The organism is Maribacter sp., from assembly GCA_020629415.1.
In the GTDB taxonomy this organism is placed as follows: domain Bacteria; phylum Bacteroidota; class Bacteroidia; order Flavobacteriales; family Flavobacteriaceae; genus Maribacter; species Maribacter huludaoensis.
The window spans coordinates 1-19,516 of record JAHDDL010000015.1; the positions used below are offsets into that span (position 1 = coordinate 1).

The 19,516-nt window shown below is 36.1% G+C and carries 20 protein-coding genes; 16 read left to right on the top strand and 4 right to left on the bottom strand.

From position 1 onward, the window contains the following. The 13 genes from QZ657_RS07870 to QZ657_RS07930 form a co-directional block, all read left to right on the top strand. Positions 1–1,488 (top strand): hypothetical protein (locus QZ657_RS07870; protein ID WP_291966077.1); only part of this gene is annotated, 1,488 nt, incomplete at its 5' end. Positions 1,489–1,713: 225 nt separating this feature from the next. Next, positions 1,714–2,280, top strand: coding sequence for a cysteine hydrolase family protein (locus QZ657_RS07875; RefSeq protein ID WP_291966079.1), 567 nt, complete (start codon positions 1,714–1,716; stop codon positions 2,278–2,280). A 316-nt stretch (positions 2,281–2,596) separates the two neighbouring features. Then, the gene (locus QZ657_RS07880; protein ID WP_291966081.1) at positions 2,597–3,130 is read left to right on the top strand and encodes a nuclear transport factor 2 family protein; all 534 of its coding nucleotides are present in this window, start codon (positions 2,597–2,599) and stop codon (positions 3,128–3,130) included. Positions 3,131–3,473: 343 nt separating this feature from the next. After that, on the top strand, positions 3,474–3,917 hold the full coding sequence (locus QZ657_RS07885) for a GNAT family N-acetyltransferase (RefSeq protein ID WP_291966083.1): 444 nt from the start codon (positions 3,474–3,476) through the stop codon (positions 3,915–3,917). A 68-nt stretch (positions 3,918–3,985) separates the two neighbouring features. Continuing rightward, a complete protein-coding gene (locus tag QZ657_RS07890; protein ID WP_291966085.1) occupies positions 3,986–4,315 on the top strand; it encodes a hypothetical protein in 330 nt (109 codons plus the stop codon). A 36-nt stretch (positions 4,316–4,351) separates the two neighbouring features. Next, entirely contained in the window at positions 4,352–4,498 is a 147-nt protein-coding gene (locus tag QZ657_RS07895) for a hypothetical protein (RefSeq protein ID WP_291966087.1), read from the top strand. Positions 4,499–4,687: 189 nt separating this feature from the next. Next, a complete protein-coding gene (locus QZ657_RS07900; RefSeq protein ID WP_291966088.1) occupies positions 4,688–5,947 on the top strand; it encodes a PQQ-binding-like beta-propeller repeat protein in 1,260 nt (419 codons plus the stop codon). Positions 5,948–6,156: 209 nt separating this feature from the next. After that, the gene (locus tag QZ657_RS07905) at positions 6,157–7,569 is read left to right on the top strand and encodes a carbon starvation protein A (protein WP_291966090.1); all 1,413 of its coding nucleotides are present in this window, start codon (positions 6,157–6,159) and stop codon (positions 7,567–7,569) included. Positions 7,570–7,605: 36 nt separating this feature from the next. Then, the gene (locus QZ657_RS07910) at positions 7,606–8,148 is read left to right on the top strand and encodes a hypothetical protein (RefSeq protein WP_291966092.1); all 543 of its coding nucleotides are present in this window, start codon (positions 7,606–7,608) and stop codon (positions 8,146–8,148) included. A 44-nt stretch (positions 8,149–8,192) separates the two neighbouring features. Next, the gene (locus QZ657_RS07915) at positions 8,193–8,588 is read left to right on the top strand and encodes a hypothetical protein (RefSeq protein ID WP_291966093.1); all 396 of its coding nucleotides are present in this window, start codon (positions 8,193–8,195) and stop codon (positions 8,586–8,588) included. 171 nt (positions 8,589–8,759) lie between these two features. Continuing rightward, positions 8,760–9,305: a pyridoxamine 5'-phosphate oxidase family protein gene (locus QZ657_RS07920; protein WP_291963811.1), complete on the top strand. Its 546-nt coding sequence runs from the start codon at positions 8,760–8,762 to the stop codon at positions 9,303–9,305. A gap of 20 nt (positions 9,306–9,325) precedes the next feature. Continuing rightward, positions 9,326–9,718: a VOC family protein gene (locus QZ657_RS07925; protein WP_291966095.1), complete on the top strand. Its 393-nt coding sequence runs from the start codon at positions 9,326–9,328 to the stop codon at positions 9,716–9,718. 51 nt (positions 9,719–9,769) lie between these two features. Next, the gene (locus tag QZ657_RS07930) at positions 9,770–10,381 is read left to right on the top strand and encodes a hypothetical protein (RefSeq protein WP_291966097.1); all 612 of its coding nucleotides are present in this window, start codon (positions 9,770–9,772) and stop codon (positions 10,379–10,381) included. An 87-nt stretch (positions 10,382–10,468) separates the two neighbouring features. On the opposite strand, the gene QZ657_RS07935 is transcribed toward QZ657_RS07930, so the two are convergent. Continuing rightward, the gene (locus tag QZ657_RS07935; protein ID WP_291966099.1) at positions 10,469–10,945 is read right to left on the bottom strand and encodes a Dps family protein; all 477 of its coding nucleotides are present in this window, start codon (positions 10,943–10,945) and stop codon (positions 10,469–10,471) included. A 196-nt stretch (positions 10,946–11,141) separates the two neighbouring features. Between QZ657_RS07935 and QZ657_RS07940 the strand changes: the two genes are divergently transcribed. Both QZ657_RS07940 and QZ657_RS07945 read left to right on the top strand, forming a co-directional pair. Further along, entirely contained in the window at positions 11,142–12,041 is a 900-nt protein-coding gene (locus tag QZ657_RS07940; protein ID WP_291966101.1) for a sterol desaturase family protein, read from the top strand. Positions 12,042–12,102: 61 nt separating this feature from the next. Beyond that, positions 12,103–12,729: a DUF998 domain-containing protein gene (locus tag QZ657_RS07945; protein ID WP_291966103.1), complete on the top strand. Its 627-nt coding sequence runs from the start codon at positions 12,103–12,105 to the stop codon at positions 12,727–12,729. A gap of 170 nt (positions 12,730–12,899) precedes the next feature. Here the strand turns inward: QZ657_RS07945 and QZ657_RS07950 are convergent, their stop codons facing one another. From QZ657_RS07950 to QZ657_RS07960, 3 genes are all read right to left on the bottom strand, one after another. Next, the gene (locus QZ657_RS07950; protein WP_291966104.1) at positions 12,900–14,144 is read right to left on the bottom strand and encodes a metal-dependent hydrolase family protein; all 1,245 of its coding nucleotides are present in this window, start codon (positions 14,142–14,144) and stop codon (positions 12,900–12,902) included. Positions 14,145–14,157: 13 nt separating this feature from the next. Beyond that, positions 14,158–15,585, bottom strand: coding sequence for an amidohydrolase family protein (locus QZ657_RS07955; RefSeq protein ID WP_291966107.1), 1,428 nt, complete (start codon positions 15,583–15,585; stop codon positions 14,158–14,160). Positions 15,586–15,723: 138 nt separating this feature from the next. Then, positions 15,724–16,320 carry a YdeI/OmpD-associated family protein gene (locus tag QZ657_RS07960; protein ID WP_291966109.1) on the bottom strand — a complete coding sequence of 199 codons (597 nt, stop codon included), beginning with the start codon at positions 16,318–16,320 and terminating at the stop codon, positions 15,724–15,726. 129 nt (positions 16,321–16,449) lie between these two features. On the opposite strand from QZ657_RS07960, the gene QZ657_RS07965 reads away from it, so the two are divergent. Next, the gene (locus QZ657_RS07965) at positions 16,450–19,473 is read left to right on the top strand and encodes a ThuA domain-containing protein (protein ID WP_291966111.1); all 3,024 of its coding nucleotides are present in this window, start codon (positions 16,450–16,452) and stop codon (positions 19,471–19,473) included. Positions 19,474–19,516 lie beyond the last annotated feature (43 nt).

A 19,516-nucleotide genomic window follows, 5' to 3' on the forward strand; every position in this document is an offset into this window, starting at 1 on the left:
ACAATGCCCCAAGGGACACTGTTCATAGCTCTGTCGTTATCTGCAAGCTCAAAAAAACCACCAGTAAACATGATTAAAGTTTATTTTGACTGGAATGTCCTCTCACAAATAAAAAATGGAGCACATTCGGAGTTGAAAGAAATCCTTTTAAATAATCACAATTTATTTGTTATTTTTTCTAGTTCTCATATAACTGATATATCTGCTAGTTTGAGTGAAAATCAAAAACAACAGGAACTGATTAACTCGGACTTAGAGTTTATTTCAGAACTAACAGAGAACTATTGTTTATATAACAATGGAAAGGGAATTGTTTGTGAACAGTATCCACCTAAAGAGTTATTTGAGCAGACAATTGAAAGTAAAGACTCATTTAAAGATTTAAGTATTGAAGGATTAATGAAGACCTTCGAAGATGATGAAAAAACGAACAAGATAGTTAAACCATTGTTTGATTTACTTAAAAATCTACCATTAGATGATTCACTTAAAGAAGCTTTCAAAAACCCGGAAAGCGCAGCAATAATTGAAAATATATTCCCTGGTTTAAAAGATAATCCTACAATGGGTGGGTTTTTCGAAAGTTTTTCTCAAATGAATATAAATCTTAATGAAAATGATGGCTACAAGGAGTTAAGACAAACAATACAAAATGGTATGGGTATTAATAGGGATAAGATTTTTAATACTGAAAATCCATTTGATTTAATTGACAAAAGTTACGATAAACTTGGTATTACCGTTGACCAGTTCAAAAACAATGGCAAGTATGCCCCGAAATGGTTTAATGACATATCTAATGAATATCTAAAATTAGATATGCACGGTTATCAAGAAGATAAAGTAAACATTAAAAAAGGTAGAAAAGAAACTTTCAAGAATACAACAGAAGACGCGTTCCACGCAGCATATGCGTCAACCTGCAATTTCTATGTTATTAATGATAAAAGGTCTTACAAGAAAACACTTAAAGTTTTTGAAAAATTAGATATAAATACTAGAGTTCAAAAACCTGAAGAATTTTTAGAATTTTATAAAAATTTCTTAGGCAATAAAGACCCTCAAACTGATTTAAACATTTTTCAAAACCGTTTGGAATCCAATGATTTTTATGAATCCGAAATTGATACAGGAAAATACAGAACATTTTACTTTCCATATTTCTTGTTTGGCTTTTTCAATAAATTAGCTACTTTCCATCCTTTCGACGAGAATGAAGAATGGTCTGTTTTTTTAAGTCAAGACAAGCCAACTAATTGGTTTATAATAGATAAAGAAATAAGAGAATTAGTAAACCGCTTATTAGCAGCTTTCGGTCCTGATATAAATGCCGACGGACCTTTTAAAATGAGCGAATTTGATGATGGAAAGTGGCATGGAAGAAGATGGAAAATAGGCAAATTTACTTTAAGACTAATTGCCGTCAATAATTACGTGCAATTATATTGGGATTTAGAAGCGGAAAAGCCAGCAGATAACAATACCTAAACGTAATGCGGACTTTAGGGCTAAACCAAAAGGTCTGCGTATATTTATGAAGTCGCTAAATCTTTGGGATTTAGCTTTGGACAAAAAAAATAAAACCAAACAATAAGCTTTAGCTTCATGTGCAGACCTGGTTGCCGACAGACAGGCGGAAACGAAAAGTTTGATTGCCTCAGCACTACGCTTAGAAGAGCGGTTGTGTGTCATTATAACTGAACAAACATCAAAATGAAATTAAGAGATAATAATCCAGTTTTAATCCTTGTGGATGTTCAAAAAGCTTTTTTGGAAGAAGATTATTGGGGAGGAAATAGAAATAATAAAAACGCTGAAATCATTTGCGGAGAAATACTAGGGAAATGGCGTGAATTAAATTTGCCTATATTTCATATTAGGCACAGCTCTACAAATCCACAATCGAAACTCAATGAACAAAATAAAGGATTTGAATTTAACGAAAATGTTCTACCTGAGAAAAATGAACCTGTAATAACGAAAAGTGTAAATAGTGCTTTTATAGGAACCAATTTAAAGGAGCAATTGGACGGATTAGGAATTAAAACCGTGGTAATAGTCGGAATTACTACAAATCACTGTGTATCTACCACGACACGAATGGCAGGTAACTTTGGCTATGAGACTTATTTAATTTCCGACGCAACAGCTACTTTTGACAGAATTGGAATTAACGGAGAAAAATACAGCTCTGAAATAATACATTTAACAACCCTTGCAAATTTGAGTGAGGAATTTGCAACTGTTTGGGATTCTGAAAAACTATTGAATGAAATATAAAAACTATAGATTGCTTCACTATTTCTTAACGAGTTATAAATACAAAAATCAGGAGTATTTACCTTAGTATTTAAAATAATTCACGGTCCCATTAAAAAGCAGCTTTAGTATTATATATAATATCCTATTTATTTAATATGAATACTATGAAAAAGTAATTTTAAATCACTAAATTACAGTAGTTTAGAACAAAGCATGTTTATTAATATTAGATGAAGTAAAAAAGTTCCCATAGTATTTGTAACTAACTATATTATTCCCCCATTTGTGGCAAGAGACCAATTGAGTAGAATAATAACCAATAAATACATAAATTATGAGAACTATTAAAATGATTATGCTTTTTACGCTTGCCGTGCTGTTCACTCCGCAAATTAGCACTGCACAAGAAATTTCAGCTACTATGGACTTTGAGAACGCTGAAGCCAATGTAACTACCGTGTCAAATTATGTAAATGCAGTACAGAATGGAGATGTGCAAACTATGGTGGCGCAATTAGCGGACGATGCCAAAATTTATGGCCTCTCTGGGAGTTTTGCTCAAGAAATGAATCCCGCTCAGTTAGCTGAATATTATAAGGAGAGCTTTGAAACCACTAAACATTCAATTGACGAAAACACGTCTTATGCCCCCATAAAAGTAACTGGAGGAATCAATGAGGGCGAATGGGTAATGGTTTGGACAACCGATACCATATCCAATAAAAAAACCGGGCAAAAGATAATGATACCAGCGCAGGTAACCTGCTTTTTAAAAGATGGGAAAATTACGATGATGGCGCATTACTATGATCAATTGAATGTCATGACATCAATGGGGTACACCCTACAACCGCCATCACAAGAATAAGAACTCCCTTTATTAATGTTTAAACCCAGAAGCTTCTTCTGGGTTTTTCATTTGTAATGTACTCATCTAACATTACTTTGTTGAATGAAAAGTACAACGAAATACCCCTTACAGACCCTATTTAAATCTTACCTTTTATACCCACTTATGCATACTTTTTAAAGGAAATTTAGGAGCTATTTTAAATCAAAACTTTATTTTTAAATGATAATTCACAAAAGAATTATTTAATGAAAATGCGAATGGACTTAAACTTTACTGAAATACTTTGTTCATAAACGAGAACAACTGTTCTATACTTTAGTTCATTCCATGACAGCAATTAAAAAGTGTAAACAACAAAATGAAAATTAGAGAAGTACAAAAAAACGATTTTACCATTTCAACGGATAAGAACAAGCTAGATGTTGAAAATATTCACAAATTTCTTTCAAACGAAACCGACTGGGCAAATGGAATTCCTATCCATACGTTGAAAACATCCATTGAAAACTCTTTAAATTTTGGGGTGTACTACAAAAACAGGCAAATTGGTTTTGCAAGAATAATCAGTGACTTTTCTACCATTGCCTATTTAGGTGATGTTTATATTTTAAAGGAATTTAGGGGAAAGGGATTAAGTAAATGGTTGATGAACGAAATAACGGAACATCCTAACCTTCAAGGATTAAGACGCTGGATTTTATTAACTGACACGGCTGAGTGGCTTTATGAAAAATTTGGTTTTACAGAATTACCAAATCCTAAATTGTATATGGAGAAGCATAATCCAAATGTATATAAGTAAAAACGAAAGGTTCTTTACTTCCGTATGATGCTTATCCAAGCTATTATCTGTATTTAAAAAATGAAATTATGGACGTATTTAAACTAGTAATAGAATGGGCAAAAGCCGAAGTATTCTCAACACGTTTCTTTATTTTCTTTGCAATTGGCTTTTTTATAGCAAGTGTAGGATTTTGGCAATTGGGAAAAACAGACTTAGCAAAGGCATATATCATTCCAACGCTAGTAGTAGGTATCTTACTCTTAATAATTGGTAGCGGCACTAACTACGCCAATAATAAAAGAATTAAACAATTTGAAAAGGATTTTTATACCGACGAAACTGCCTTTTATCAGTCCGAAATTGAACGTTCTGAATCCACTATTAAGCAAATTGGACTACGATGGTATCCGTTGTAATTGTCAACATCATTATTTTACCTAATCCACCACAAAATGAAAAATTTATTCACTCTTCAAAATTTAAAATTCATATTAGGTTTCGCGACCGCATTTATTATTTATGATGCCTTTGCAAAAGATGAGATTGACTGGGTAAAAGCAATTGTTGTGGCCATTTTGTCTGTGGTTATAATTTATTGAGTTAAGCACGTAATAGATTACATCTTTAGAATTTGTACTAGTTTCTTTTCTTACAATTAAATAATAGGGATTTAATGTTAGGTTAAAACGTTGGTATCTAAATTGTTCTAATTTTAATTAGTTTGCAATATCATCGTTATAATGAAGATTTTAAATTTTTCGCTACCGTATAGTACAAAGATTTTAGGCTTGATACTTTTAATAATAGTATGCATTTCATGTTCAGAAAAAAATAATGACGATATCTTCGAAGCTGATGATAATGAACAAATAGACAATGATAAACTCATAGTTTCCGGTAAGCCAGAAAATAATGATTTTATAGTAACCGCATCTTATGAGAGTCTGTTCACCGTAGATGCTAAAACAGGGAAAGAAACACTTGTATATACATTTTCCGATCAAACAGATGTGGAAAAACTTGCAGATTATGATGAAGGCAACCTATTTGTTACTACCGATGATAATAGTGTAAACGCAATAAATCTTGCCAACAAAAATCTACTGTGGAGTACTCCAATGCTAAATTATGATACGAGTAGTTATGGGATAACGCCACCTGCCTGTGTAGATGGCATATGCTATGCATCGGGTACTTATGGAGTTGTTGTAGCTTTAGATCAAAATACTGGAGAACTTTTATGGTATTATTCAACGGATCCAGATGGGGATTTGGATGATGCTTTAAACGAGAATAGAACACCTGTAGTTCATGACGGTAGGGTATTTGTAATGTCTGAAGAAAGCTTTTATGGGTATTTCCCTACCTATCTGCATATTTTAGATAAAGAAACTGGGCAATTATTACAAAAGATTGAATTTCCAGAAGACATAGAAGTTATCAATGAACCGTTGATAGTAAATAACATCCTTTACATATCAGCTAAAAATCTATATGCTATAGATTTACAAAGCCTAGAAGTTATATGGATTTTTGAAGCTGAAAAACTAGGCGATATAAATATTTTAAACAATAGTTTGGTGGTACAAGGGGAGCCAACGAGGGATACGGTTTATTCTTCACTTTTCTGTCTTGATTCACAGACAGGTGAATTACAATGGGAAATTGAAACTGGTTTTAAGGCCACATGGTCACCAATTATTGTGGAGAATGTTGTTTATGGGCTTTATGATCAGGGTAATAGTTTAACTTTTAATGATTTAAGACCATATGCAGTTTCTTTGAGCAATGGAGAACAACTTTGGTTTAGGGATGATATCTCCGTTGATAACAGTCCCGTTTACGCAAATGGACAATTGTTTTATCATGGGCATGCCATTAATTATACTGATGAAACTAAAGATAATTCAGGTATAATGGCATTGAACGCGAATAATGGGAATATAGATTGGTTAAATCCTGCTTTTAGGTTTGGTACATCAATGGCTCCATTAGTAGTAGGTCAAAACGGTGTATTTGGTCCATCTTATTATAGAGGAGGAAATTGAACATGCACCTATTCTAGTCTTCCGGTACTTGTCTTGACGCAATGGTAGATGAATATTTTCTAAAAGCATTGTTCTAATTGATAGGCTTAAAAAATAGGATTAAATTTGCTTCGACCTTAGGCTAGAAAATTCTTCTTACTCCTATACCGGTCACTAGTTAAAGCAAACATTCAATTCAATTCATTTTATACCAAGTCTAAAACAACCTCATGATTACATTTATTACGGCACTGGTTTTATTGGTATTGGGGTATATGTTCTACGGTAAGTTCGTGGATAAAACCTTTCAACCCATTGAAACTAAAGATACTCCTGCACACACTATGGAAGATGGGGTAGACTTTGTGCCCATGAACAGTAATAGAAATGCATTTATTCAAATTTTGAATATTGCAGGGGTAGGTCCTATTTTTGGTCCCATATTGGGTGCTTTGTACGGTCCCATAGCCTTTATTTGGATCGTGCTTGGATCTATCTTTGCAGGTGCCGTTCATGATTACCTAACCGGTATGATTTCCTTACGTTTTGGCGGTGCACACTTGCCGGCATTGGCATCGCGGTTTTTAGGCAAATCATTTAGTCACGTGGTTAATTTCTTTGCCCTATTACTTTTAATATTGGTGGGAACCGTTTTTGTAACCGCACCCGCAAATATGATCAATGATGTTATTGGTACGGAAACTAATTATTTGACCATAGTTCTTTTTGCCATATTCTTTTATTACATAATCGCAACCTTATTGCCCATAGATAAGATCATAGGTAAAATTTATCCTGTACTTGGTTTGTTGCTCATATTAAGTGCCATTGGTATTTGCATAGGTATGTTCGTTATTGGAAATCCTATTCCAGAGCTTACGTTTCAAAATATGCATCCGCAGAACATTCCTTATTTTCCGGTTATTTTCTTAACAATATCCTGTGGTGCATTATCGGGTTTTCATGCCACGCAATCGCCCATTATTTCGCGCACCATCAATAATGAGAAAGACGGAAGAAAAGTATTTTATGGCATGATGATTCTTGAGGCTGCCATTGCCATGGTATGGGCAGCGGCATCCATGAGTATTTTAGATGGAGATCAGTTAAATGAGCTTTTGCAAAACGGAGGGCCTACTGCCGTGGTAAACAAAATCGCCATTTTTTCATTAGGAAGCATTGGCGGTACCATTGCTGTATTGGGTGTTATTGTGCTACCCATAACATCAGGAGATACTTCTTTTAGGGCTGCACGTATGATTATTGCCGATTATTTGAAGATAGACCAAAAAGTATTGAAGAATCGGTTTATGGTGGCTATTCCGTTGTTTATCATCTCTTTTATTTTAACCAACATGGATTTTCAGTTATTGTGGAGGTATTTTTCATGGGCAAACCAAGTTACGGCTGCCATTGCCCTGTGGATCGGAGCAGTTTACTTGTATCAAAATAAAACGTATTATTTTATTGCCTTGCTGCCCGCATTTTTTATTACCAGTGTTGTGGGGTCTTACATATTCTATGACCCCAATGTTGGGTTGGGATTGGATATCGTACTATCCAATTGTATAGGTATCGGAATTTCTATTTTGCTGACGGTGTTGTTTTTTATGAAATTGAAAGATAGAAATAGTACTTTATGAGCAAATAGAAATTTACTGACAACCAAAGCTTATAATATGAATAAAACTATCATAGAATTTTTTAAAGAGATAATTACCATTATAGTCGGTATTTTAATTGCTCTCTATATCAATAATTGGAAAGAAGATCGAAAAGATGCAAAGTATATAGATCGGATATTTATATCAATGAATAAAGAGTTGAGAGAAACCAATGACGATATAGATGAAAAATTAATTAAGCAAAGAACTTTAATCGATTCTCTGAATTTTTATATGAAAGATGATGAGTTATCGTTAAGCAAGGTAATAGAAAAGTCAGAAGGTATTTTTGTTCCACTAATTAAACTTAATTCTTGGAAAGCTATTTCTAATTCTAAAATTGAATTGATAGAATATGATAAAATATCTGTCTTGTCAGATATTGAGGAACAAAAGGAACTTTTGAAAATGAAAGCGGATAAACTTATAGATTTTATATACGTGAATTATAAAGAGACCGGAGAAATTAAAAAGGAGTTTTTAAAAGTATACATGTTAGAGATTATAAGTACTGAAATCGATCTTCAAAAAGACATTCAAAAAATAATTGTTGAATAGAACTTAAAATCACATCCTTAAAACATTAGAACTAAAGAATAAAATTGATTAAAATACTAAAAAAGCTATCCTGGTTCATTCTTTATCTACTGTTCAATGCGTTTCTGTTTATAAATGAATTAAAAGTATGGTTTAAAAGAGATACTTCTGGCTACAGCGGCGGCAGTGGTCTTGAGACTGTAGAAGATATTTTAGAAGCCATTAGTGCCATGTTCAATATCTTGGAAAGTATTGCCATGATCGGTTATTTTTATGTAACCGTAGCTTTGGCTATTTTAGCCTTAGTACTATTTATACCGGTGCAGGTGTATTATATAAAACCGAAATTTACAAACCGCAGTAAGAAATTTTGGTATGGTTTATTGGCTTCTTTTGCGGTAGTGCTAGTATTGAAATTACTGCTATATGCTTGGGTTTTTGTAGACGAAAACTACCTGTAAAACCTAGCCAGCTGGATAAATATAGACTGGCTGCACTCATGTAAGGATCCCATTTGTCCAATGCTATAATAAACACATGGAAAGCCTACTGGTCCATTGGAAAGAAATAGAAACAGGAAATAGTGCTTTTTAAGTACTTAGAAAAAATTACGGATAATAAACATTAAAATCATGGGAAAGCAATTACAATCCATTACACCCCAATTACAGGAATTTATAGAAAAGCAGAACATATTTTTTGTGGGTACTGCGGCTGCAGAGGGCAAGGTAAATGTCTCGCCAAAGGGAACGGACTCCTTTCGGGTCATTAACAAGAATAAAATTGTTTGGTTAAATCTGACGGGTAGTGGTAACGAAACGGCTGCACACCTCATCAAAAATAATAGAATGACCATTATGTTCTGCGCCTTTGAGGGCAAACCAATAATTTTGAGATTGTACGGTGTAGCTAAAATATACCATAGAAGAGATCAAGAATTTTCAAAGTACATAAACCTTTTTCCTGAAAATACAGGGTCCCGGCAAATTATAGAAATGCAAGTGGACTTGGTACAGACCTCGTGCGGATTCGCGGTTCCGTTCATGGATTTTAAAGAAGAGCGAACTACCTTGAACGATTGGTCTAAAAAGCAAGGTGAGGAAAAGATCAAAGAATATTGGAAAAATAAGAATACCAAAAGTATAGATGGTTTTGAAACCCATATTTTAGGAAACTAACAGATAAAATAAACAATATATTGAAGCAATCCATAGCACGTATAGCACTGGTCGTTGATGATTACGATAAAGCCATTGAATTTTATACTAAAAAATTAGACTTCCTACTGGTGGAAGATACCCCGTTAGAAGGGGATAAACGTTGGGTCACAGTTACGCCACCAGGGGATGGACAATGCACTTTGGTTTTAGCAAAGGCGGACAATGAAGCGCAGGAATCAAGGGTAGGAAACCAAACAGGCGGACGGGTATTTCTATTTTTGTATACAGATGATTTTTGGCGAGATTACTATGCCATGGTAGAAAGAGGCGTAAAGTTTACTAGAGAGCCAGAAAAGATGCCGTATGGTATGGTAGCCGTATTCAAAGACCTATATGGCAACCTATGGGATTTATTGGAACCTGCGTCTTAATTATAGGTCCATTTTAAACCAAAGAAGATAGTGCTGAAGTTTTTAAAAAATATGTTCAAGTTAAACGGGCTCACCGGTTTTACCATTTCCAGAAATGCTATAACCTTCAAAAGGCTGCTCTGTGGTATTGGAACATCTAGCATAGGAGAGAATAGTATTGAAATTACGGATTACCCTATTGAACCTTCGGTCGTTTATCCTTCAGCAAGCATAGTAGCCCATGAAATTGATGCTATTTCCTTAGAGTTTGGTGTGTGTAAAGTATATGTAAAAGATGATATTGTTCTTGTGTCCGCTGAAAAGAAGAAGGAGCTAGCGCATTTCGCCAAAGTTCATAATTTAAAATTGATACCCTATAGTTGGAATTGGGATTGGCTTCTAGAACCATACTTGGATACGGAATTTACCAAAGAGAACGAGCAACGGGTGTTGAAGAGACTTCTGGAAAACGGTTTTACCGCTAATGAAATCGATGCCATAAGAGCCGAAGTGAAAAAACAAATGTATGCCTATAATTTTGATACCATGCTTTGGGATTGGTGTAGTCTAAGCCTATCTGATGTTTTGAGCGCCATGCGTGCAAAATATAATAAAGTCCAATTTCGTGACTTTTATAGTCGCGCTTTAGAAATTGAAAAACGTTCCCCCACAAATACAAAGTGATCGTACTATCTTTAAAGTAAATAAGGGGCAAAAAAATAGCAAAAATCTAAGTAGACTTTTGCCATTTTATTTAGGTAAAACAATGTGCTATTGTAAGGTAGACTTAAGCATCCAGATTAGTTTTTCTTGTCCGGATATTAAATCGCTAACCAGCGTAGCGGTACCTTCATCATTGTTGTCAGATGATAATTCCAAAATTTCTCGCTCTTGAATCAATAACTCGTTCAAGTTATCTATCAATAAGGAAATACCCGTTGCGCCGTCAGACACTTCTTTGATGATTCTAATAGTCTTGTTGTCCAAGTAATCTTCAAACGTATGTAAAGGTTGTTGATCTAGGGTTAAAATACGTTCAGCGATTTCATCAACGGTTTCAGTAGCTTCGGTGTATAACTCTTCAAATTTTTCATGTAGAAGAAAGAAATTGCTTCCTTTTACATTCCAATGCATACCTCTCAAATTCATGTAATGAACTTGATAGTTAGCTAAAAGAAGGTTTAATTTATCACTAATCTCTATTTTGTAATCTTGGTCTATTCCCACGTTTTTATGTAAAGTTTCCATATGTATGTTGTTTTAATTTCTTAATGTAAAATTACGGATAAAGCCCCTGTTTATAGGTAACTAAAGTTACATAACCCATACAGTTTTCTTATACCGTTATCATTTTTTATGAGTGATAAAAGTTGTCTTTTTAAGCAATTGTAGTTGACCAAATAGATTCGTAAATTAGAAAGGTTAAAACAGATAACGAACCGCCATGCAAATACCCGAAATACCTAATTTAATACACTATGCCATTCCGTTTTTTACGGTCACGGTAATTTTAGAAGTAATACTGTCGGTAAAGATCAAGCTTCATGATTATGAGTTTAAAGATGCGGGTACTTCAATTGTAATGGGTTTGGGTAATGTGGCAATAGGTTTGGTTACTAAAGGCATTGCATTAGGGTTCTTTTATTTGCTGTATAATTTCTATCATGTTTTTGAAATTCCGTTTGCGTGGTGGTCTTGGTTAATACTTTTATTTGCCGAAGACCTTTGCTATTATTGGTTTCATAGAACCAGTCATGTAAGTCGGTTTTTCTGGGCTAGCCATGTGGTGCACCATTCCTCTAAAAATTACAATCTAAGCACGGCTTTAAGACAATCTTGGTCTGGCGGATTTTACACTTTCATTTTTTGGACTCCGCTCATACTCATCGGTTTTCATCCGGTGATGGTTTTGGTACAGATGTCCGTCAGTCTTATTTATCAATATTGGATTCATACCGAGTATATTACCAAACTGCCTAAATGGTTTGAAGCTGTTTTTAATACGCCCAGTCACCACAGGGTACACCATGCCACCAATCCGCAATATTTAGATAGAAACCATGCCGGTATTTTTATTATTTGGGATAGATTGTTCGGCACCTTTGAACCCGAGGTAGAAAAACCGGTATACGGTTTGGTAACGAACATAAACACGTATAATCCCATAAAAATTGCTTTTGGAGAGTGGTACAAAATGTTGACCGATTTCTTTACTTCAAAAACCTCATTGGTAAATAGGTTCAAATACTTGACAAAACCACCCGGATGGAAACATGACGGCACCAGTATTCTTTCTACAGATTTGCGGAGGGATTGGGAAGAAAGTAAGAATGCGGAATTGTAATTGCTGTAACAATACCGAATGATTATCGTCATATAAACAACTGACCAATTCAATTTTCAATATGAGCAATAAGCTAGTAGCGTATATAGGAATTTTAGGAGTTAGTTTATTTGCGATTGCCGCTATTGTTGGTCCGTTGTTAATTGAAGATTATAGCATAGTAAGTCAGTACATTAGTGAATCTTTTGCATCTAATACTGAATATGGATTGTATTTGCAATACTTCGGCTATGTACCAAGCGGAATCTTAATTACTATTTTTTGCTTTAGTGCACCAAAGTATTTTCCAAGTTCAAAATTGATTTTAGCCGGATTCTTCGGATTGGCAATTTTCTATGGTATGGGGACCATTTTGGTAGGATTATTTCCGTGTGATGCAGGCTGCCCAACAGATGTAATGGACTCCAGCCTAGCGCAACTTATACATAATGCAGTGGCATCTTTAACGTATATATTTTTTCCTATTTGTTTGATGGCAATCGGTTTGGGTTTAAAGAAATCTGAGAACTACGGTCGCTTATCCCAAATAGCGAGTGTTATGGGAATCGTCAGCGGTATTTTCATATTCGCGCTATTCTCAAATCCAGAATCTGGCTATAGAGGTATTTTACAACGTATAATAGAAACCTGTTTCATCGTATTTATAGTTTCTAGTGCTTTGAGAATTACCAAGGATGTGGAAAAATAGTATTAAGTACTTAGTACAAAGTATCAAGTTCAAAGCAATTAGTATTAAGTACAACAATTAATAGTCTTGAAATAGCTGCGTTGCGCTCGTTATGGCGAACAACCAACAACGAAAAACGAAAAACGATTTTTGGTCACTGAGCGGAGCCGAAGTGAACGGACAACGAACAACTACTCCTTATAAACCACTCCATCTTTCATTACAAAAGATACATTTTTCATTACGGAGATATCCTTGGTAGGATTCCCTTCAACGGCAATGATATCGGCTAGAAAGCCTTTTTTTAAGTTTCCTAATTGGTTTAAGTGAAACATTTTGGCATTGTTAGAAGTGGCGGAAATTAAAACGTCTAAGGGTTTCATACCATAATCCACCATTAATTCCATCTCTCGATAATTTTCTCCATGGGGAAAAACACCTACATCGCCACCAAAAACAATTTGCACGCCAGAATCGAGCGCCATTTTAAACGATTTTCGTTTCTGTTGAATACGTTCCGGCTCAGGATCGGTACTTTTGTTCCAACCTCTATATTGTGTAATGGCATCACCTGCGGCAAGGGTAGGGCATAGGCCAACACCTTTTTCTTTCATCAATTCAAAAATTTCAGCTGTACCACCGTCGCCATGCTCAATGGTTTCCACACCACCAAGAATGGCTCTTTTCATACCTTCTGGGGTACTGGCGTGGGCAACCACATATTTGCCCGCTGTAGTAGCTGTGGCAACCATTGCATCGATTTCTTCCTGAAGAAATGTAGGTTTGGAATCGGCACCCGGTGTCCATCGGTAATCGGCATAAATTTTTATCAAATCTGCGCCGTTACCCATTTGCCTACGAACGGTGGTAATACAATTGTCAACACCACTTGTAGCTTCTGCACCCAAGGGTACCGTTACGCCATCATGAAAACCTTTTGGACCGTACGCGCCCGTAGCTACAATAGCAGGTCCTGCAACCAATAATCGCGGTCCGTCAATAATACCGTTTTCAATGGTTTTCTTTACGTATACATCTGTATAACCTGCACCTTCGGCCCCAAGGTCTCTCATGGTGGTTACACCTGCCATTAAAGAATTTTTTACATGTACCGTAGCCCTAACGGCACGTTCAACCGGAGACTCTTTGAGAACTTGGTCGTTCCAATCGGTTTCATTGTATGGGTGTAGTAAAATATGGGAATGCCCTTCAATAATACCGGGCATTAAAGTAGTTCCCTTTAATTCAATTTCAGTGGTATGGGCAGGTAGATCAATGCCAGATAATTTACCGGCATATGTTATTAGATTTTTCTCTACTAAAACCACCCAATTTTCATGCATTTCCGTACCATCAAATACGCGGTCTGGTTTTAAGAGTGTTTGTGAAAAACCAAGGTAGCAAGAGAATAGTAGGACGATAAAAAAGGATTTCATAACAATAGTGGGTTTAGTGAACAATAGCAGATGTTAGAAGGCTGTCCAGGTCTGATTTGGAATGATGATTTCCGTTGGATAGAACCATATAAATATCTTGTGTGTTTGTAATATTTTCTAACGGATTGCTGTTGAGTAAAACGATATCGGCAATTTTACCTTCGGTAATAGAACCATAGTCCGCATCTTGTTTTAAAAATAATGCTCCGTTATAGGCTGATGATTTCAGGGCATCTAGCGGAGAAATTCCTGTAGCAACCATAGCTTCCATTTCTTTATGTAATGATATGCCTGGGTAGGTATAGCTATTGTAGGCCCCACTATCTGATCCCGCCAGAAGTGCTACTCCGTTTTTATTCAAGTTAAAAGCCAGTTCGCCAAAGAATTGATCTAGGGCTTTTCGGTCGGCAACCTGTTTTGCAGAAGCATTTTTTACCCGGTCAATTCTGCCTTTATAAGTTTGTTGTATTCCAAGACCCATATATTTTAAGTAGTCATCATCAGCATGGTCAACTTCATCCAAATAACTAAGAACCCTACCAATGTGTAGTGTGGGAACAACAAATACATTGTTTCTTTTCAATTTGCCGAATGTTTTTAATGCGGTGGAGTCCGTATATGAAGACTGTAGTAGGGGCATAGCATCCCAAAATCCGATTTCCTTGTCTATCAGTTTTTGGGTAATTTCCTTTTCATTGCTGGAGCATCCTTTCATGATGTAATATAAATGCTCTACAGCATCTATACCTGCATTAATGGTAGCATCTAGTTCAACGGTAAAGGGCATATGTCCAGAAGTAATTAAGCCACGTTTTTCGCTTTCCTGAATCACCTTCAAATAATTTTCACCAGAAATTCGGCTATCGTAGATTTTTACAAAGTCAGACGGTATAGCTTGTAAAGAATCTAAGGCAGTGATAATATCTTCTTCGGTTTCAACTTCCAATGAACCTGCCCATGTACCGCCTGGTCCATCAATCTTTGGTCCCGATGTAAAAATGGTAGGTCCGACCAATTCATTGTTTTCAATAGCCTTACGCCATTTTAAAACCGATGAGGTTAGGTCTCCGCCAGCATCACGCACCGTGGTAATTCCGTTGGCCATAAAGAGTTTAAGAAAATTCTTATTGGTATCAATTAAAGAATCTCCACCCCTAAAATGGGTGTGATTATCCCAAAAACCAGGTATTATAAATTTATTTGTGGCATCTATAACCGTATTGGCCTTTAGATGACCAGCATCAATGTCTTTAGTAATTTTGGTAATCCTATTATTGGAAATTAAAATATGAGCCGTTGAGACCGATCCGTCTTCTAGATTGATGACAGCACCATTTTTGATCAAAGTGTCATAGCTAACCTCTTTCTCTTTATTACAGCTTACAATTGCCATGAGTAAACACAAGACAATAGCTCTCATCATTTTCAATACGCTCATCATATATATGCGGTTTTGCAACGGTAAGGTAAAAAGAATATGTGGTAAATTTTAGTTTACGCCTTATATCCTAGGGCATTTTAGACATTGGTAATGAATGTATAGTTGATTGATAAAATGATTGAAAAACTCGTGTTAATTTCATTTTTTCATAGCCTGCCAACCACCGCCATTTCTATATTTGATATTCTCATGGGCATGTTGTATTATTTCCTTAATACGTTTCGTCTTGGTTTCTTCTCGCTTAGCTTGGTTTAACCAATATAGGTAGCTTTTACGTTGGCTATGGGTAAAGTTCTTGAAGTTGGTATGTGCCTGGCTATTTTTTTCAAAAGCTATTTGTAATGCTTCTGGTATGACTCCGTTTTCAACATCATCTAAAGAAGTCCATGATCCGTTTTCTTTTGCAATTTTAATCGAAGCTAATCCTGCTTCATGCATTAAGCCATTGGATTTTAAATCTTTAATATGATTTTTATTGACCTTGCTCCAAACGCTTTTGGGTTTTCTTGGGCAGAAGTATTGTTTTCGCTTACCGTCACCCAAACTTTTTACCGTACTGTCAATCCATCCATAACATAAGGCTACACGCACAGCTTCTTCCCATCTCAAACTATCATTTTTATGAGCTACCGAGTAGAAAATGAGATGAACACCTGAATGGTTAGAATGGTTATTATGCAGCCAATTTCTAAATTCACTATCATTTTTAAAATATAACTCGGGTTTATTTGACATAACTATAGAAAAAGGGTCTTAATTTATCATAAATGTACAATGTTTAGCAGACAAAGTATTGGTTAATACAACAACGCTCCCTATTTTTATCAATTCTAAAAACAACTGAACAACAACAACTGATTACGTATGAAAAAAATCTTCAATGCGCTGCTTTTGGGCTTTGCGCTTATTATTGTCTCGTGTAGTGGCAATAAACGAGAAGGGGAACCAAAGGTTTTGGTATTCTCTAAAACGGTAGCCTTTAAGCATGCTTCGATACCCGCTGGTATTTCGGCCATTCAAAAATTAGGATTGGAAAATGGATTTGCTGTAGATACCACCAAAAATGCAGCTTTGTTTACTGATGAAAACCTTAAACAATATTCTGCCGTTATCTTCTTAAGTACAACGGGCAATGTATTGGACCAGTATCAAGAAGCCGCTTTTGAGCGCTATATTCAAGCCGGTGGAGGTTATGTGGGTATACATGCAGCAGCAGATACCGAGTATGATTGGGGTTGGTACAATGACTTGGCGGGAGCTCAGTTTTTAAGTCACCCAAAAGGAATGCCAACGGCAGATTTCATTATAAAGGACAAGAATTTTAAGGCTACCCAGTTTTTGACAGACTCCGTTTGGACAAGAACGGATGAATTGTATAATTACAAGAACATCAATCCAGATATTAACGTGTTAATGACCTTGGACGAATCTTCCTATGAAGGTGGCAAAAACGGGGATTTTCACCCAATTGCTTGGTACCATGATTTTGATGGTGGCCGTGCATTTTATACCGGTGGCGGTCATGCCGATGCCAGCTATTCAGAAGACCTGTTCTTAAAACACTTATTAGGTGGTATTCAGTATGCCATTGGCGGAAACTTGGTGTTGGATTATAGCAAGGCAACATCCCGAATACCACCGGATGCCGATCGTTTTACCAAAGTCACTTTAAGTGAGGGTATGTTCTTTGAACCTACGGAAATGACTATTCTACCTAACGGAGACGTACTTGTTGCGCAACGTAGGGGAGAAGTTATGCTTTATAGTACCGAAACAAATGCCCTTAGTGAAGTATTGAAGTTAGATGTATATAGCAAAACCTTAAATGCCAGCGGAGTAAATGCTGAAGAGGGGTTAATGGGATTGCAAAAAGATCCCGATTATGTAAATAATCATTGGATATATTTATACTATTCACCAACTGGAGATAAGTGGGTTAACCGATTGTCAAGAATGAAATTTACGGATGGTAAGTTTGATGTAGCATCTGAACAAGTAATAATGGATGTGGACAGCCAAAGAGAAATATGCTGCCATACCGGTGGTTCAATTGCATTTGGTCCTGATGGATTATTATATCTTTCCACCGGTGATAATTCTACACCGTTCAATGAGAAAGGGGTAAAATACGTAAACAATGGTTTTGCACCGTTGAACGATATACCGGGTCATGAGCAATATGATGCGCGTCGTTCTTCTGCAAATACAAATGATCTTCGTGGAAAAATCTTAAGGATAAAAGTTAAGGAAGACGGTACTTATGACATACCTGAAGGAAACTTATTTCCGGTAGGTACTGAAAAGACCAGACCAGAGATTTATACCATGGGCCATAGAAACCCATATAGAATATCGGTAGATATGAAAAAAGGATATCTCTATTGGGGCGATGTTGGTCCTGATGCAAGAGCTGATAGTTTAGGTAATAGAGGACCAAGGGGGTATGATGAAATGAACCAAGCTAAAAAAGCAGGTAATTTTGGTTGGCCGATGTTTATTGGTAACAACTTTGCCTATAATGCTTATGATTATGAAACAGGTAAGATAGGTGCAACATTTGATCCGGAAAAACCTATAAATAACTCGCGCAACAATACGGGGTTAACAGAATTACCACCGGCTATGCCTGCATATATATATTATCCGTATGTAGGATCACAAGATTTCCCTCAAACCGCAACGGGCGGTAGAAATGCAATGGCAGGCCCTACATATTATTCTGACATGTTTGATGGCGATGAAAAACTACCGAGCTATTATGATGGTAAGGTCATTATTTACGATTGGATGCGTGGTTGGATGTTTGCCGTTCATTTAGACGAAAATGGAGATTTCAGTAAAATGGAACCGTTTGCGCCTAATATAGAGGTCAATAGTTTAATTGATATGGAAGTTGGTCCAAATGGTAAAATTTATCTCTTGGAATATGGTAGTGGTTGGTTCTCACAAAATGCGAATTCATCCTTAGGTTATATAGAGTTCAATGGAGGAAACAGACCACCGTTAATTTCTGATATGACCGTAAATGAAACAGCTGGTAGAATACCGTTGACCGTAAAAGCAACAGTTGAAGCTAGTGATCGTGAAAATGATGCCATAAAATATATTTGGGATTTTGGTAATGGAGATACTAAAGAAACCACAGAGTCAAATGTCAGCTATACGTATGAAGATGCAGGAGTCTATAAGTTAAAGGTGACCGTTGCAGATGTTAAGGGAGAAGAGGCAATAAGTGAAAGCACCGGTATCGTTGCCGGTAACTCAAGACCGGAAGTAGCTATCTCATTAGGTAAAAGTGCACCGGAATTTTATATACCGGGTCAAAAAATAGCCTATGATGTTACGGTAACCGATCCAGATGGTACTGCAGTTGATGCAAGCAATATTTTTGTAAGTGTTGATTATCTAGAGGGAATGGATAAAGTAGCCATGAATTTGGGACACCAGCAAGTTTCTGCAACGGTTACTGGAAAAGCATTGACCCAAGCAATGGACTGTAAAACGTGCCATAAAGAGGTAGAACCATCTATTGGTCCAAATTATAAAGATATTGCGGCGAAATATAGAAAGCGTAAAGATGCTCTAAAATACTTACAAGGTAAAATGAAAACAGGTGGTACAGGAGCTTGGGGAGAGGTAACAATGCCTGCACACCCTAACATCACATCTGACGAAACCAGACAGATCGGTTTGTACATACTATCGTTGAACGGTGATGAAAAGAAAGAGAAGTCCTTGCCGTCTAAAGGTATTATTACGGCAGAGTCCTCAGCACCGGGCAATATGTTGGTGATTACAGCTAGTTATACAGATGCAGGTGCCGAAGGTACTATACCGCTTACAGGTTCTAAATCTGTAGTCATACCGGCCAAAACTGAAAATAAATAATGAATTCAAGTAATAAAAAAAAAGCCCGCTGCATTGCGGGCTT